This window comes from Polycladospora coralii, from assembly GCF_014773435.2.
Taxonomy (GTDB): domain Bacteria; phylum Bacillota; class Bacilli; order Thermoactinomycetales; family Thermoactinomycetaceae; genus Polycladospora; species Polycladospora coralii.
On record NZ_JACXAG020000003.1, the window covers coordinates 95,290 to 112,818 of the forward strand.

The following is a 17,529-nucleotide window of genomic DNA, read 5'->3' on the forward strand; positions in this document are numbered from 1 at the left end:
GTATCATTGTAGACTATAATAGATAGGGATTTCATCAATGTGATAGGGAGAGGTGTCTGAGTGGCTTAAGGTGACGGTCTCGAAAACCGTTGTGTGGGTATCCCCCGCACCGTGGGTTCAAATCCCACCCTCTCCGCCAATTGTAAATATAGGATTTTTGTTAGCCGTTAGAGGATCTTCTAGATCCACTAACGGCTAACATATTTCTAACTATTATTGAATCAAAATGAGTTATTTAAAGAAAAAGAAGTCGTCGAGATGATTGGCGACTTCTTTTTGTATAATTTGCATCATTCTAACTATAGGCGTATAACTTAGGTTTTCAGGTATAATAGCCTTTCTGTAATCCTTTAGAATTAAAAAATCGTCGTTATTCAAATTAAATATTCTGGTTAATGATCAGGCTTGGTTTTGTCTATGTTTAAAATGCGCACATGTTGTCATTACCGTAGGAAGCTGTGTTCAGATCTACCATGCTTCGCTTAGATGCTATGTTTTAAAAGATATTTCAACTCATTTGGAAATTTTTGTTAGTGAATTTATCCATGTGATGTGAGTAAAATGTTTTTCCTATAGAACTAGCCTATAAAACTTACAAAAACACCTGTATAAACATAAATAAGTAAAACGGCTCCTCACATGTTAAGGAGTCGTTTTTTTGGATGGTCATAACATCGATTTTGTTTCTCACTAAGCTACTCATGTGATGAATTTCAAATTGGTTTGCCATATACATAACGAAGCAAGGCTACAAATTTTCTAGTATATATTGATTAATAAAAATACCATAGTAAATGGTTTCTAGGGTTAGTTGGCTTTGATAATATAATTGTAAATTTTTGGTGTTATAGCTGGGGATGGTCATAAAAGTGGCTCCATGTTTTTCTTGGTGTTGCTTCAATAGGCTCTCTAGATGATTTAATTCACGTTGGTTTAGATGTAAACCGTTATGCTTTTTTAAAAGTATCATGTCGTATATGGATATGATATTTGTAATCCTGTTCTCATTATTAAAGTAATACCCTCCTGTTTTATCATCTCGATATTGATGAACATGACTTTCTATATTCTCTATCTTTATGTTGGGATAATGGTAATGATAAATCATAAAAGCGTAAAACAGTTCTTTTGAATTCTTGCTGTTCAGTATGAAATCGTTGATTTTTTCCTTATTAATTTTTATTTTTTTAATATCCACATCTTTAAACTTTTTTTTGAGTATATGGTAAATATATGTTAAATAATACTGATCTTCCAATCTTTCTTCGCCTTTGGAGGATATCTTCCTATAGGAATCTAATATCTTTCTTTTATTCTTTTCTAATTCATTTAGTTCATCTAAAGTAAGTACCCAGAAAAAAGTTTCTCTTACAGTTAACTCTCTGTTTTTTGTATATGTGTCAATGGTGTTTAATAATTTTTTCCTGTTGAACGGAAAATTTATGCTCTGAGCGGTCATAAGACCATAATAATTATCCTTTAATGTAAATTGAATATTCCCTTTATACACCCAATTCTTTCTCATTTTATTTATAATTTTTAATTCTTCATCGGTTAGTTCTTTTGTTTTGATTAGAGCATTTACATATATAGTCTTGTATAGAAGCTGGGGATCCTTATGAGTAGATACAATAGATATAATTGAATCGTTATATAAATTTTCACTAAATTTTGATCTTATTTCCATATACGTAGTAGCATGATAAAGATTAATAATCATTTCATTTTTAGCAAAAATATCTGCAAATTCTTTTTTTTGATTTATCTCATTTAACCAATGATCCACCCACTTCTTGCGTTGCTCTACTTTTGAATGTGGAAAGCGATCATGTGAGACATTCAAGTCTTGCAAGCTCTTTAGTATTGCTCCACCTCTATTAAGTAGGTTCTTTTGCATTTCACTGGTCTTGTTAGTAAAATAGGCATCGTCTAAAAACAGTTTTTCAAGTGTTGTTCTCGTTTTATCTAACTCTATATCTGTTGTATCTAATTGTTTAATTATCGTTACAGCCAGTGTTGTAGCTGTAATTTTGTCTTCGACTGATTCATTTTTTGACTTCCAATAAAATAGACCATCTTCTTGATCATAATGATTGTCAAATAAAACCTGAGTATATGCATCTCTATTTTTTTTATTGGGCTCCTTCATTATAAGTTTATCTAAAGAAGCACCTACATAAATATCGTATAAATTTGTCTCTTGAGATATTCTTTCTTGATTTTGTAGCTTATCTTTAATCATGTTCATAGAACCAGTATTTATATCTATTCCTAAACTTTGACTCAATTTTATGTTCCAATATACTTTATATGGATCAATAGTATTCGTCAGTATATTACCAAAGTTATCGTAAAAAAATGCTTTACTTTTTTCTTCGAAATACCCTTTCTCCAATAGCGTTTGATAGATTTGGTTTTTATTTGAATGATCTTTACTATTACATCCGGTAAATAAACTAAACAACAAAAAAAAACAGAAATAAACGATAATAATTTTTTTGTACATGTTATTCTCCCTCCGGATTAAATAGCTATTACTGTATATCCGTCATTTATTACAGAAAACCATATGGCTGGGAGCATACTCAGTAGTTGCAACCCCAGCCACACAGCGCTCATTTAATTCTAGTAGGAATCTTCTGCACTCAAATTGTAAAAATTACCGCCATATTTAAAGGAAGCATATACGGCTTGTTTATATCCTGTTACGTTACCGGTTACCGTAATATTATTGTAATCTTGGACGTTCTCCCTCCGATTGGTAACCTTCGTTTTATAGGTAGCTGATTCTTCTGCCTGGTTCAATGTGACTACACTAGGTGCCGCAATCTGCAGAGTAAATCCTATAAACTGAAACTTGGTTGATAATTCAATTTCATCAGGATAAGGCCCGTAGGCAAAAGCGGAGCTTGAACCATTAACAGAAGCATTCTGCCAATAATTCATATTAACAGTTGAATTAAACCAAGTACTGATAGAGTTTCCTTCGTCTGTAGTCCTATCATAGTAACCATGGAGGCTACGTGTATCGGCAAAAGCAGTTGAGGAGAATGCTACCATTACAATAGCTAATGCGAATGTCGATATGAACAAATTTTTTAATACTCGTTGATAACTAAAGGTTATATTCATATAAATTCTCCTTTTAAAATAATTTTTTAATAAAAAATATTTGATTGTACGCATCTTCGATGAAAATACCCCTCCTTATCTTTATTTTATTTGCTTTCGTACTTAGGTTATATAGAATCATAAAACAAAAAAAGAATATATATTATATTTTTTCTATCCTTTTTATTGGATAGTACATTATGGAATCTTTAATGAGTAAGCCTAAAATCGTTTCAAAATCAAAAAATGACTAGTTGTATGAGCTAAACATTTGATGAGTCGCTAGAGCCTCATTTCAAAAATCATAAATATACATTTTGGTGAGAAATATCAGAAATAGAGTATGCTATAAATTATGGATAGACATGAACTTACAGATAAGCAATGGCAGAAAATAGAACCCTATTTACCTAAACGAAAAGGCGGAAAAGGAAGACCGATCGCAGATCGACGAAAAACATGAGATGGAAACATCTATGTATAAAAAAATGGAAAAACAAAGAGATCACCGGTATTTTAGTTTGAAAAAGAACTAGAAAAACAGCCGAAACTTAGTGAGAAAGTAGTCAATATTACAGCCAAAAAAATTGGACGACGAGGAAAAGAAACTGGCTAGAGTAGCAAGGGAATCTTACAGAGAGAATGAGAAGTGGCCGGGTGAACAGAAGTTAGCTACAATGGCAGAATCAAAGCAATCGATGGCGAGAAAAGTTTTGGATTGACTAAAGCACAGTAGTAGATAGTAGAAGAGTAATAATTGGATCTTTTATTAAGTAGAGTCATTGTGTAAAAATATTTATAATAAAATTATGTTTTTTCTATTTTTTCTTATAAAACACTTCTAATACTTATTAAAAAGAAAGGATTTTTGTTTTTACAACCTGTCGTTGAAAAGAAGAATACAAAAGTGATGGTTATGTATAAGAAATAGCGTTTCTACGACCATATAGAGCCGTTTAAGGGTAAACCAAAAAACAATCCACGCTAAACCTTTAGGCTATAGCGTGGATTGTGGCTCACTACAAATTGTTACATTTTAATTGGGAAGATTAGGATTTCTATCAATATAGTACAGAATTTGTTTAGGCTTCTCCACATATATATTTTTCTCATTATCATCTAACACCTTAACGATGATATTCAATCCATGATGACCAAATCCCAATTTATAGCGTTGCATTTCTCTATAGCTTACTTTTACTAAATCCCAACCTGTTGCAGTATAATAATCACGTATTTGATATGGATCTTTAGGGCCTAAAAATGTTTCGGTAATTTGAGTAGATTTTCTCCATGAACCTGTTTTTGAAAACTCTGCACCAAAACTGGCATTAATGATTTGCTGTAATTCACCAGAGATCGAAAGGTTTCCTCTATATACGGTTGTTCCGCTGCTTTCTAACGTGGTTGTTATTTTTCGTGTTTGGCCTTGTAACATGCTATATAGATGCGTTTGATCAGTCTTATTAATATCATATTCTACTGTCTTTTTTTCGTGAAGATGATAGGAAGGGGTAAGTCCTTCATCTTTAAAGGTGAAGCTACTCCAATAGATATTGTTACGACAAAAATTAAAAACTTCTCTTGTAATAGGATTGGCAAAGTTGCTTTTTGCCACCTCTAAGCAAATATCTTGATTGGGTTCTGCATATACTGGTGTATTTGATATAAGTTGCTCATTTGTATTGTTTATTCTTTTGATAATCACAGTATCTCCAGTAAATGCACTCACACTATTAGTACTAATCAAATTAAAGATCACCGTTATTGTAAATATAGATATCCAGAGCTGTTTCATAAAATAACTCTCCTCGCAAAAATATATTTTTTCTTATAAATAGATCGAATAGCTGTGTATAAGTATATATACAGCTCGATAATTCCTCCTTTCGCATGTAAAGAGAATCCCAATAGAATTTACTTACAATTTGAATTATAGTGTCACACTGTTTATGAGTTGAATTTTATAAAATTATACATTCAAAATAAATGCCAATAAATCAATTATTTTTATTCTTTTTTAAGTAATTGACGTATGGAAGCATACAAAGTTATATGGATACAAATCTGTAAATTTAGAAGGATGGATATGCATTGTTATCTTTGTGTATGTGCTGTATGAATTAGTATGATCTACGAATAAAATTACAATCACAAGCTATCCTATTCCAGCAACTCAAGTGAATGATATGACGGATCGTGCTTCCGTTGTGGTTGAAGGTCTACTCGTACGAAAGAAAGAATCTGTACAATCAGACGAATTAAATGAAACATGGGAGTTTAAGGTGAATGAGATTCTTACAGGAGACTTGAGAAAAAGCGTGATTTTAGTGGGGGGGTCGTCATAAAACGAGATGGAACTTAGGTACAGTTCATCCGTATTATATTCGTCCGCTTCTTATTTCTAGAGAAATCTATAGAGCATCCAGGGGTGTATGTTCCAAGTATTTATCCCGGTGAAATTTTGATTACCGATGAGGGAAAAACAGAATGGGTCAAATTTGACCTGCGATTAGAAACACAAACCGTACCTATCATTAAAGAGGGGAAAGTAAGTAAAACTAATATTGAAATTACACAGAATGGATATGATCATAGTGACAAGCTTAAACAAGAGGTTAATGGAAAATCTAAAGCGGAAATTAAAGCAAAGATACTCGAATAGAAATAAAGCATCATACATACCCATCGATCAATTAAGCTATCATTCCCATTTAATCGTAAAAATTAGACTTTTTCTATTTTAGATATAAATAATTAAGCTTTACGATCTAGCGCGATATTGATAAAATGACGTCGAACATAAATTTCAACAATAGTGTAAAGCCGACTGGGTTCAAATTTAAAATTTTAACTAAAGAGGGTGTCTTCATGGAAACAAATACACAAGTACAAGAGCAAAAGCCGTCGATGCTTGGGTTTTTGACTAGTCCGAAGGAACAGTTAGAACGTTTAAAAGTAAAGCCTACGTTTTGGTTACCATTAATCATATATGTCGTAATACTAAGTGCACTCAGTATCGCCCAGAGTTATTACACACTCTATGAGAACCCGGATGTCATTTTACAAACCTTACCAGCAGAGCAACGGGAATCTGTTTCACAATCACAAAACTTAATGAATGAAAGTATGAAAAATATGCAATTTATAGGCAGCGCTATTGTTTCACCTATTGTATTTGCAGTGGTACCGTTGTTTGTGGCGTTTTTTTACTGGTTGATGCAAAAAATATTTGGTGGAAAAGCAACTTTTAAGCAAATGTTTGCATTACAAGCCCATTTGTTACTATTTGCTGTGCTAAGCACACTGATAGGGACTGTATTGCTATTTGTAGCTGACATTTATGGAGAGGGTTTGGCTAGTTTAGCAGTATTCGTCAGTGAGCCGGGTATGTTGAAAAATATACTAAGCTTGTTTGATGTGTTTAATCTATGGGGGCTCTTTATTACATCGCTAGGTCTGATTATATTAGCTCATCTTTCTAAAGGAAAAGCGTTGACAATTGTAGGAATCAGTTTTACCTTACAAATATTGTTTATTATTGCGGTAACAAAACTAGCGGATATGGTAAGCTCTCTAACAGGTGGTATGTAACCGTATTTAATCATGTCGTGGAGGTTCTTATGAAAAAGAAGATCGGTATAGGGATTGGTATCGTGATCGTAATCGCGATATTGATTACGGTAGCTATAAACAAAAATGCAGGCCCTGAAGTCGTACAAGTGACAAAGCTTAAGAAGGAGCGCATGAATGAGAAAATTGTACTCTCGGGCACACTAAACGTTAAAAATAGACAAAATATTTATCGCAAAATGGAGCTTGGAGAGATCAAGGATATCCTGGTAGAAGAAGGTCAGGATATCAAAGTAGGCGATCCACTTATTGAATATGAAAGCCCAGTGACGGATAGTGAGATTGAACAAGCGAAGTTACAAGTAAAAACCGTAAAAATACAATTAGATAATCTATATAAAAAGAAAAAAGAAGCACAAAAAGAAGCAAATAGCGGAGAGTCAGAAATGGAACGAACCGCTGCTAAAGCAACTGTCGAAGATTATAAACAACAAATTCAATTAGCCGAAATTGAAAAGGAACAAAGTGACAAACAGTTGGCATTGGCGCGCGATAAAAAGAGTGATTTGGTGATCAAGAGTAAGATTGCGGGTAAAGTGATCCAGATTGCAGAAGATCTTGAGCAAAGCCAATCACAAGAACCTGTAATTGTAATCGTAGATCCCAAGAATATGGTTATTGAATCGAGTGTGTCTGAGTATCAAGTGATGGATGTAAAAGTAGATCAAAGTGCTGTTATTAAATCAGACGCCATCGCAGACAAGAGCTGGCGTGCAGTCGTGACGAAAGTAGGCGAACTTCCTCTCCAGAATCCGATGGAACAAGCACAAGGAGGAGGGGGGCAAGTGAAATATCCGTTAACCCTCCGACTTGAAGATGAAGTGATACTCAAAATTGGTTCCAAATTAATCGTTGAAGTGGTAACAGATACCGAGGAAGGACTCACTTTACCACGTTCGGCTGTAAAGAAAGCTGGGGATAAAGATATCGTATATGTGGTTCAAAGTGGTAAAGCCGTACAAAAAGAAGTGAAGATGGGCAAACAAGATAATCAAAACGTAATGATTACGTCAGGAATAGATAAAGAAGAAAAAGTGATCCAAAACCCTTCTACCACATTAACAAATGGGGCGGAAGTGAAAGTCCAATGATTCAATTAAAGCAAATTTATAAGCGTTATCAAGCTGGTGAGTCAGAAATGACCGTCTTACAGGATATTAACTTTACGGTTAATCAAGGTGAGTATGTAGCGATTATGGGGCAATCTGGATCGGGTAAGTCAACCTTGATGAATATATTAGGATGTCTCGATCATCCTTCGGAAGGCTCTTACTGGATAGATGGTGTAGATGTCCTGTCGCTAGATGATCCACAAACTGCGCAACTACGTAATCGCATGATTGGGTTTATTTTTCAGCAATTTCAGCTACTCCCGCGTTTAACAGCTAAACGTAATGTAGAGCTTCCATTAATTTATGCAGGTTTGCCTGCCAAGAAGCGGGAAGAGCGGGCAATCGAAAGCTTACGTAAAGTGGGATTGGAAGACCGGATGCATCATTTACCCTCTGCCTTATCAGGTGGACAGCAACAGCGCGTAGCGATTGCACGTGCTATGGTAACGGAGCCGACCCTACTTCTTGCGGATGAACCGACAGGAGCATTGGATACCCAATCTGGTGCAGTTGTACTTGATTTGTTTGATCAGTTACATCAAGAAGGTAAAACGATTGTCATGATTACGCATGATGCAGAGGTTGCAACGCGAGCGCAGCGACAAATTATCATACGGGATGGAGAAATTATCGAGGAGAAAAGGCGACCAGTAGAGGGGGAGATGCCGTGAATATTTGGGAAAGCATACGCATGGCACTCGACTCCATCTGGGCCCATAAACTACGTTCTATCCTGACTATGCTAGGAATCGTTATAGGCGTTTCCTCGGTGATTATTATTGTCGGAATTGGACAAGGTGGGAAAGAACAACTGACAGAATCCGTTACAGGCAGCGGAAATAGCATTACGATCGTTCCTAAATTTGATGAGAATGAAATGTATATACCCGATGAGTCTGTGCAGTATTTTACGCCTGCAGACTTGGAAGGGCTAAAGCGAATTCCGGAAATAAAAGAAGTCGTCTATAGTAGTATGCAAAGCGGATCCATTCAAAATAAAGATAAAACAGTAGAAGGTGCCATGGTTTTTGGTGTGAATAGTAATCGTGCATTTGATACATATGGGGCGATAGTGGACAAAGGAACCTTGTTTACCGACGCTGATTATCAGAGTGGTGGTAATGGCATTATCATTTCCCAAAATGTAGCGGAAGATCTGTTCGAGGACGAAGAACCAGTTGGAAAGATTTTGCGGGTGCACGCGCAACCGCTTCAAGTGATTGGCGTTCTGCAAAAACCGACAGGTTTACAGGGGATGTTTGACTTCCCCAATGCATATATTCCAGCTCCAACGTGGCAAAACATTTTTGGGTCACTCGATGTAAGTCAAATAGATGTCCAAGTTGAAAGTGCAGAGCAAATTCAGGTAGCGGGAGAGTCGGCGATAAGTTTATTGAATGACAACCATTCCGGCCAGCAAGAATACGAGGTACAAAATTTTGAGTCATTTACAGAAATGATTAGTAAAGTAACGGACATCATGACATTAGTCATCGGTAGCATCGGTAGTATATCCTTACTCGTTGGGGGTATCGGTGTGATGAATATTATGCTGGTATCCGTAACGGAGCGCACCCGTGAAATTGGAATTCGTAAGTCACTTGGTGCAACGAGACGAAATATCTTAATGCAATTCTTAATTGAATCTGTTACGCTAACCTCCATTGGTGGAGCAATGGGCATATTACTGGGTGCATTTGTGATCTATACGATTCGTTTACTCGGCATTTTCCCAGCTAGTGTGTCGATTTGGGTAGCTATCGGTGGTGTGCTTTTCTCCATGTTATTTGGTGTTGTATTTGGCATTTTACCAGCTAATAAAGCATCTAAGTTACATCCGATCGACTGTTTAAGATACGATTAAAGCATTCCTCCCACTTCTGTGATGAATAACGCGGTAAGGAAATAGAGATCTTAAAGATTAAGGTCTCTATTTTTCTTATATTGATGTTTATCCATCGTTGTGAATATGACGATATCATATAACGGGAATGAGGGTTTACTTTGAAGAAACAGGTCGCTGTAGTAACGGGAACCTCATCAGGTGTAGGGCTTGCTTTAAGTGAAGCACTAGCGCAATCTGGATGGAAAGTATACGCTACCATGCGCAATTTAGATAGAGGAGAAGCTGTTCGAGATTTACAAGATAAGGGATTAGATATCGAATGCTTACAACTAGACGTACAATTACAAGAATCAGTTGATCATGCAATTGCTGCGATTATGAAGCGAGAGGAAACTATCGACCTACTCGTTAACAATGCGGGTATTGGTTATATTCGCACAACTGAACAAGCGACTGAAGAAGCATATAAAAATGTATTTGATATTAATGTTTTTGGTGTCATTCGTTGTACGAAAGCAGTCTTACCGCATATGCGTGAACGAAAGCAGGGTAGAGTGGTGACAATTTCATCTATTGGTGGACTCGTGGGCCAACCATTTAATGAAATTTATTGTGCTACAAAATTTGCAGTGGAAGGGTATTTCGAAAGTTTGGCTACTTATGTCACGCCTGAATTTGGTATCGAATTTATGATTGTTGAACCAGCAGGCATTTCATCTGCATTTGCCAATCATGTAATGAAACAAGTAAGTGAATCAGGCGGTTTCTACAAAGATGAGTATGAACCATTATTAAATGCATATTTGGGAAGTAGGGAACATTTTCCACCTGAGATCATGCAAACATCTGAGCAAGTAGCAGAAGTGGTTGTAAAACAATTGTCTGCTCATCCTCTCCCTTTGAGAATGCGTACATCGGCTTGGGCAGAAGACTTTTGTCGGTATAAGACAGCATCAGATCCTACTGGCTTAATTCAAACCAAAGAAGTACAACAACTCATGCTAAGGAAGTAAGTCGTGTCTTCCCGCGACTGGAATGGGCGCATCATCAAAGCCCGACGATGGTCTACCCCTCAAATGGTGATGCTAATGGAGGCGTGGACCATCATCTTCCTTTGAGACGTTTCATAATGCTACGTAACAAAAAGAAAAGAATGATAAGTACGATAGCAGACAAAAGTAAACCTTTAAAACTGAAGGAACCTGGCATAGAATATCTTTCCTGACTATTTTTACTTTTTCAACTAAAGCTTATTCTCAACTAAGATGGTGAGTCAAGCATAAGGCCTGTTATTCGGCATTATATGCTCATTTTTCGGCACTATAAAAGGAGTGTATGGTCGTGAAATCTGCAGATTGGTTGTATCCGATTTTAGAGACACTGGATGACGGCATTCATATTATCAATTTAGATGGAAAAACCATTTTTTACAATAAGAAAGCGGCTGAATTAGATGGTTTAAGTCAGCGTGATGTACTTGGTGTTCATGTGCTTGATGCCTTTCCATCTCTAACGACAAAAACCAGTACGTTGATGAATGTGATTCAAACGGGGAAAGAGATAGAAGATCAACAGCAAACCTTTAAGAACCGTGCAGGCAAAAAAATTACAACCATAAATAAGACACTTCCCATTAAGCTTGATCAAAAAATCGTGGGTGCGATTGAATTGTCTAGAGATATTACACATGTTAAAGCGATGTCAGAACTTGTTTTAAAGCTACAAGAACAAGTCAATCGTCCAAAACATAAAAAAACGCAAGAAACACAAGCTTTTTATCGTTTTGAAGACATTATTACAAATGATCCGATACTGCTACGAGAACTAGAGCGAGCTAAGCAAGTCGCCAAGTCTACGGCTCCTGTTTTAGTGATAGGAGAAACGGGTACGGGGAAGGAGTTAGTTGTCCAAGCAATACATCAATTTTCTACGAGAAAACAAGCAGGCTTTATCGTGCAAAATTGTGCTGCTATCCCCGCTACTTTGCTAGAAGGGGTTCTTTTTGGTACAGCCAAAGGTGCATTTACAGGTGCAGAAGATCGTCCAGGTTTATTTGAATTGGCGGATGGAGGAACCTTATTCCTAGATGAAATACATGCCATGCCCATTGACCTCCAAGCGAAGTTACTACGTGTCTTAGAAGATGGAAGCATTCGGCGGGTAGGGAGCACCCAAACACGCTCGGTTAATGTGCGTGTTTTAGTAGCCACAAATCAAGATCCATTAACCAGTATTCGAGAAGGCGCACTACGAGAAGATTTATATTATCGCATTCATGTGGTAGGGATATATTTGCCCCCATTGCGTAAACGCAAACAGGACCTTATGCCCTTATGCATTCACTTTATTGAGAAGGTAAAACGAAAAACTTCATCGCATGTGACACATATGACGAAAGAGGTGTTAAATATCTTTGCTAGCTATCATTGGCCGGGCAACGTGCGTGAGTTAGAAAATGCGATTGAAGGTGCAATGTTGATCGCTGATGGAGATGCGATCGCCCTAAAGGATTTGCCAAGCTATATGCTAAACATATCTCCACATCAAATAGAAAAGCGTTCTTTGCGAGATGCTTTACTCGATTATGAATTGAAAATGATTACAGAAGCGATGGAAGCTACCCGTGGAAACGTAAAGCAAGCAGCAGAATATTTAGGAATTCCACGCCAAACTTTACAGTATAAACTGAAGAAAAAGTAGATATGCTCAAAATTTGGCAGGCTATCCTAAATGAAACACAAAATAAACCGAATTAAATGTGTTTCATGAATTGGCATTAAAATTGCTTAATTGTTAAAGTGAGAGTATGAAGGAGGTGAACGCCATTTGCAAGTGGGAGCCGAAAGTAGGATGGGGAATCCCTATGGACTACATCGCGTCGTAACGCCACAAGGTGTTCTTCCACAGCCGGCATGGAAGTTAGATGTCGAATCTGATGTGTACGAGAATGAATTGTTTATTCAAGTCACATGTTTAAATATTGATTCAGCCTCTTTTGCACAGTTAAAAGAGGAATGTAAACAGGATGAAGAACAGCTTAAAAACAGAATATTATCGATTGTTCATGAAAGAGGTAAAATGCATAACCCTGTGACAGGTTCGGGGGGCATGTTGATCGGATCGATTCAGTATGTAGGAAAGCAATTTCCCAATCAATCCTTACGTAAAAATGAAAAAGTGGCTTCATTGGTATCGCTTACCTTGACGCCACTCAAGCTAGAGGCTATTCATTCGGTGAATATGAAGACTGGGCAAATTGAAGTAACAGGTACGGCTGTATTATTTGCAAGTGGATTATATGCTGTATTACCACCAGATCTACCAGAAACTATCGCTTTGGCAGCTTTAGATGTTTGTGGAGCTCCTGCTCAAACCGCCCGCATCGTAAAACCGGACGATCGAGTCCTTCTACTGGGGGCAGGAGGGAAAGCTGGACTACTCAGCTTATATCATGCCTGGCAACGAGCTGGGAAAAACGGTCAAGTAATTGCGATGGAGTCGAATGAAGCCGTCTGTTATGAACTAGAACAGCTAGGATTGGCTCACCATGTGGTGCAAATCGATGCTACTGATCCCGTTCATGTGTACCAAAGGGTAAAAGAAATAACGGATGGTAGCATGGTGGATCTCACCATTAACTGTGTTAATGTACCCTATTCAGAATTATCATCCATCTTAGCTACACGGGATCGAGGATTGGTCTACTTTTTTAGCACTGCTGTACAGTTTACAGCAGCTTCTCTGGGGGCAGAAGGGCTGGGTAAAGATGTACAGATGGTGATTGGTAATGGTTATACTCCTGGACACGCTGACCTCGCACTCGATACATTGCGGTCCTTTAAACCTCTATATGATATTTTCTTACAACGTTATGGTGATGACCAAATTAAATAGAATGGAGAGGGTTCATGCCTATGCAAAGACATTGGACAGAAGTAGAATTATGGAAAGATGTGACGGATGAGCAATGGAATGATTGGTTGTGGCAGCTGACTAACACGATACGCACGATTGAAGATTTAAGTAAGGTAATCAATTTAACTGACTTGGAAACGGGTGGCGTGGATATCTCTGATCAAACGATTCCTCTCAATATCACTCCCTATTATGCGCTGCTCATGGATCAAAATGATCCTTCTGATCCGATTCGGATGCAATCGGTTCCGATCGCATCGGAGTTAAATCAAACGATCTATGATATGGAGGATCCCTTACTTGAAGACACGGATTCACCTGTACCTGGTCTTACGCATCGCTATCCAGACCGTGTTTTGTTTTTAATCACCAATCAGTGTTCGATGTATTGTCGCTATTGCACACGTAGACGTTTTTCGGGTCAGGTAGGCATGGGCGTTCCTAAAAAACAAATGGATGCGTGTATTGATTATATTCGCAATCATCCACAAATTCGCGATGTATTATTATCAGGTGGAGACGGATTACTTGTAAATGATCGCATCGTAGAGTATTTAATGAAAGAATTGAGTAGCATTCCGCATGTAGAAATTGTACGGATTGGTACAAGAGCACCGGTTGTATTTCCACAACGTATTACAGAAAATTTGTGCAATATTTTAAAAAAGTATCATCCGGTATGGATTAACACACATTTTAATCATCCTAAAGAGTTAACACCTGAAGCACGTAAAGCTTGTCATATGCTAGCAGATGCGGGTGTACCACTTGGAAATCAATCCGTTATATTGGCCGGAGTAAATGACTGTCCACACACAATGAAGAAGCTGATGCATGAGTTAGTGATGACGCGAGTTAGACCTTACTACATTTATCAGTGTGACTTATCCGAAGGAATTGGTCACTTTCGAGCGCCCGTATCAAAAGGAATTGAGATTATTGAGTACTTGCGCGGTCATACTTCGGGCTATGCGATTCCAACCTTTGTTGTGGACGCGCCAGGAGGTGGCGGTAAGATACCGCTTAATCCCAATTACTTGATTTCACAAAGCTCATCTAAAACCATTTTACGCAATTTTGAAGGGGTTATCACGAGCTATCCAGAGCCACAAAACTATAAAGAACATGAAGCAAGTACTTGTGAATATTGCCAAAAAGCAGGGGACCAAGTTGGTGTAGCTGCGTTGATGAGTGATGAGCGGATCAATTTAGAACCTAAACAGTTATCACGCGAAGATCGTCGTGCTGCTGTTGAAACAGCGGCTTCACTTGAAAAACAACAATGAGTAAAGAGAAACAAACTCCCTACCACACGCTAGCTGTGGTAGGGCTTTCTAAAAATGCTGGAAAAACAACGGTTCTAAATGGTTTAATTCAGCAATACGCACGCGTAGCTTCACTAGGTATTCTCAGTATTGGCGTCGATGGCGAAGCTGTTGATGCATGGAGCGCTCGTCCCAAACCTGCCATTCAAGTACCAGCGGGAACTTTTGTTGCCACAACAGGTGTTCACTATGAACAACTTCCGGGTAACTGGGAAATATTAAAAAATACACGTGTTTCATCGTCCCTTGGCAGTGTGTTTATTGCACGAGCACTCTGTACTACGAAGGTGAAGCTCGATGGCGTGCAAAGAAAGGAAAGTATACGCCAAGTCATTCAAATGATGAAGTCTCTAGGTGTTCATCGCATTTTGATTGATGGTGCCTATGATCGGATGGCAGCAGCATGCACAACAGTAGCGGATGGAATGATCGTTGTGATCGGAGCCAGTTTGGCTCGTTCCCTGCAAACGGTTTTAAAAAAATGGCAAGAATGGAGCCATCTCTTTCAGTTGCCACGATATGAAGATAAATGGGCAACGCGCTTTCAAACTCCAGAAAATCAGCAATCACTCTGGATTGTACAAAATAATCAAGCTGTCTCCCTACCTTTTTCGTCTGTGTTGCAAGTATCCGCATCAGAAGAATCTGTTTTACTCAATAGTTCTACACTTTTTCTACCAGGGGCCCTTACCAATCAGACACTCCGCTTGTTTATCAGGCAGAAAGCAGGGATTACCATTGTGGTACGGGATGCGACCCATCTATTTATCACCCTTGAAATCTTGCGTCAGTTTTATCAAATAGGTGGAAAGCTGATGGTGTTAGCACGGATTCCCATACTGGGGATTGCGATTAACCCAACTTCACCAGATGGATATGGATTTGACGCGCGTGAGATGAAACACAAAGTGAAAGCGATGAGTGGCTCGATCCCGGTTTGGGATTGGGTACATGATATCGAACAGGAGGTGGATTCTGATTCGTGTTCATAGATGAAAGAACGAGGGAAAGTTTACTTTGGGACAAATTGATGACCAATCTTAACCCCTACTCCCCTATAGGGGAGAAGTTAAAGCAGATGTTAAAACCGTTTCATGTCGTGGACAAAGAGAAATGGATGCAGGTATTAGATGAGCAGGAATGCATGGCACAAGAATTACAAAGGAGAAGAGAGCGGCTGTCTTCCCTGAAGAATATCTTGATTCATATCCCAGAATTGGAGCAAATATTAAATAAATTGACGAAACAGCAAAGGTTATCTTTAACTGATCTTTTTCAATTAAAACAATTTCTTTACCACATAGCGGATTGGATCCATTGGATGGAGCAAACTGAATTTACAGAAACTTTTTATTTATCCCAGACAGAGCGAAAACTTTGTAGAAGTTTACTGAAGGAGTTAAACCCGACGTTACCGTTGCGAGCTTCTTTTCATTTAGAAGATGGATTTGATCCTACCTTAAAAAAATTACGAGACCGACTTAAAGAAAGCGAGAAGATGTTGAACGATCTGCGTCATCAAAGGGTAGTGTATATTGAAAAAACTTACCTGGTGAAGAGAAATCGTCTAGGTGAATGGGTAGTAAAAAAGGGATCACAAGTTGAACAACAACTCGAACAAGAACCTACTTGTAGAAAAATTCGAGAAACGATTTATGATGCACTGTATGAATTAGATGATAGGCAGTTGGATAACGAACGATGGACAGCTTGTCAGGACTTAACAAAACAGATTCAGGAATGTGAAGCAGAAGTTTGTCATGCTTTAAGTAAGCAATTCGCTTTATATGTCAAACCTTTGCAAAAATGGCAGAATCAGATTGCTCATTTTGATTTACAGTGGGCAAAAGTTCGCCTGGCGCACAGCTATCAAGGGGTGAAGCCGGTCTATGATCCTACTTGCTTTGTGATAAAGCAAGGCGTTCATCCTGTAATGACGCAAAACCACGCATTTACGCCTATCGATATTACGATCGTAAAAGGGATGACAGTCATTGTAGGGCCCAATATGGGAGGGAAAACGGTTGCGCTAAGAACAATCGGGTTAATGGCCTTACTTGCCCAAATGGGGTTCTTTGTACCCGCTAAGACTTGCAAAGTCCCTTTGTTTCAATGGATAACCAGTCTAATCGGTGACTATCAAGAAGTAGATGTGGGGCTTAGTAGTTTTGGTGGTGAAATGGTGCGTTTGTCGGACGGATTAAAACGAAAAGAGGAGGGTTTATTATTACTAGATGAGATTGGACGCGGTACCAACCCGGTAGAAGGTTCGGCACTTGCGGTGTCCATATCGCATTATTTGGCCACACATACAGCGTGGGCGGTACACGTTACGCACTACTCAGCGGTAATTAAATTAGAAAATATTCGGAAATATCAAGTAGTTGGTTTGCGCCGCTTTGATCGTGCGACACATGAGTCTTTTGGAGATATTATAAAGCGACATATGGATTATCGCATTTTACCCTTACAAGCCGGGGACCAAATTCCGCATCAGGCTATTATGGTGGCAGAACAATTGGGGTTACCGACTCCAATCACAGCTATGGCTAGACGGCTCATGTGTAAACAAAGAGAGGAGGAGTAG

15 protein-coding genes and 1 tRNA gene are annotated in these 17,529 nt (G+C 38.2%); 13 read left to right on the forward strand and 3 right to left on the reverse strand.

What is annotated here, in order from left to right:
- Positions 1–46: 46 nt before the first annotated feature.
- Positions 47–139: transfer RNA gene (locus IC619_RS08600), tRNA-Ser, on the forward strand.
- 609 nt (positions 140–748) lie between these two features.
- Here IC619_RS08600 and IC619_RS08605 read toward each other — a convergent pair.
- The 3 genes from IC619_RS08605 to IC619_RS08615 all read right to left on the reverse strand — a co-directional run bounded on the left by IC619_RS08605 (position 749) and on the right by IC619_RS08615 (position 4,909).
- Positions 749–2,506: a hypothetical protein gene (locus IC619_RS08605; RefSeq protein WP_191139473.1), complete on the reverse strand. Its 1,758-nt coding sequence runs from the start codon at positions 2,504–2,506 to the stop codon at positions 749–751.
- Between the two features lie 119 nt (positions 2,507–2,625).
- Positions 2,626–3,132 (reverse strand): hypothetical protein, encoded by a 507-nt coding sequence (locus tag IC619_RS08610; RefSeq protein WP_191139474.1) that lies wholly within the window; start codon positions 3,130–3,132, stop codon positions 2,626–2,628.
- Between the two features lie 1,015 nt (positions 3,133–4,147).
- Entirely contained in the window at positions 4,148–4,909 is a 762-nt protein-coding gene (locus IC619_RS08615) for a hypothetical protein (protein WP_191139475.1), read from the reverse strand.
- 391 nt (positions 4,910–5,300) lie between these two features.
- Here IC619_RS08615 and IC619_RS08620 point away from each other — a divergent pair, with 391 nt between their 5' ends.
- The 12 genes from IC619_RS08620 to kamC all read left to right on the forward strand — a co-directional run bounded on the left by IC619_RS08620 (position 5,301) and on the right by kamC (position 17,529).
- Complete coding sequence (locus IC619_RS08620) at positions 5,301–5,459, forward strand: hypothetical protein (RefSeq protein WP_191139476.1); 159 nt, start codon at positions 5,301–5,303, stop codon at positions 5,457–5,459.
- Between the two features lie 83 nt (positions 5,460–5,542).
- A complete protein-coding gene (locus tag IC619_RS08625; protein ID WP_191139477.1) occupies positions 5,543–5,776 on the forward strand; it encodes a hypothetical protein in 234 nt (77 codons plus the stop codon).
- Positions 5,777–5,982: 206 nt separating this feature from the next.
- Positions 5,983–6,705, forward strand: coding sequence for a YknW family membrane protein (yknW, locus tag IC619_RS08630; protein WP_191139478.1), 723 nt, complete (start codon positions 5,983–5,985; stop codon positions 6,703–6,705).
- 29 nt (positions 6,706–6,734) lie between these two features.
- Positions 6,735–7,835: an efflux RND transporter periplasmic adaptor subunit gene (locus IC619_RS08635; protein ID WP_191139479.1), complete on the forward strand. Its 1,101-nt coding sequence runs from the start codon at positions 6,735–6,737 to the stop codon at positions 7,833–7,835.
- Positions 7,832–8,527: an ABC transporter ATP-binding protein gene (locus tag IC619_RS08640; protein WP_191139480.1), complete on the forward strand. Its 696-nt coding sequence runs from the start codon at positions 7,832–7,834 to the stop codon at positions 8,525–8,527. The genes IC619_RS08635 and IC619_RS08640 overlap by 4 nt, the downstream gene beginning before the upstream one ends.
- The gene (locus IC619_RS08645; protein WP_191139481.1) at positions 8,524–9,720 is read left to right on the forward strand and encodes an ABC transporter permease; all 1,197 of its coding nucleotides are present in this window, start codon (positions 8,524–8,526) and stop codon (positions 9,718–9,720) included. Before IC619_RS08640 ends, IC619_RS08645 begins: the two co-directional genes overlap by 4 nt.
- Positions 9,721–9,860: 140 nt before the next feature.
- A complete protein-coding gene (locus IC619_RS08650; protein ID WP_191139482.1) occupies positions 9,861–10,715 on the forward strand; it encodes an SDR family oxidoreductase in 855 nt (284 codons plus the stop codon).
- Positions 10,716–11,043: 328 nt separating this feature from the next.
- Positions 11,044–12,402, forward strand: a complete 1,359-nt coding sequence (locus tag IC619_RS08655) for a sigma-54 interaction domain-containing protein (RefSeq protein ID WP_430624109.1) — start codon at positions 11,044–11,046, stop codon at positions 12,400–12,402.
- A gap of 132 nt (positions 12,403–12,534) precedes the next feature.
- The gene (kdd, locus tag IC619_RS08660) at positions 12,535–13,596 is read left to right on the forward strand and encodes an L-erythro-3,5-diaminohexanoate dehydrogenase (protein ID WP_347239784.1); all 1,062 of its coding nucleotides are present in this window, start codon (positions 12,535–12,537) and stop codon (positions 13,594–13,596) included.
- A 20-nt stretch (positions 13,597–13,616) separates the two neighbouring features.
- On the forward strand, positions 13,617–14,903 hold the full coding sequence (gene kamA, locus IC619_RS08665) for a lysine 2,3-aminomutase (RefSeq protein WP_191139677.1): 1,287 nt from the start codon (positions 13,617–13,619) through the stop codon (positions 14,901–14,903).
- Entirely contained in the window at positions 14,900–15,934 is a 1,035-nt protein-coding gene (kamB, locus tag IC619_RS08670) for a lysine 5,6-aminomutase reactivase subunit KamB (protein ID WP_191139484.1), read from the forward strand. Before kamA ends, kamB begins: the two co-directional genes overlap by 4 nt.
- On the forward strand, positions 15,925–17,529 hold the full coding sequence (kamC, locus tag IC619_RS17205; RefSeq protein WP_191139485.1) for a lysine 5,6-aminomutase reactivase ATPase KamC: 1,605 nt from the start codon (positions 15,925–15,927) through the stop codon (positions 17,527–17,529). The genes kamB and kamC overlap by 10 nt, the downstream gene beginning before the upstream one ends.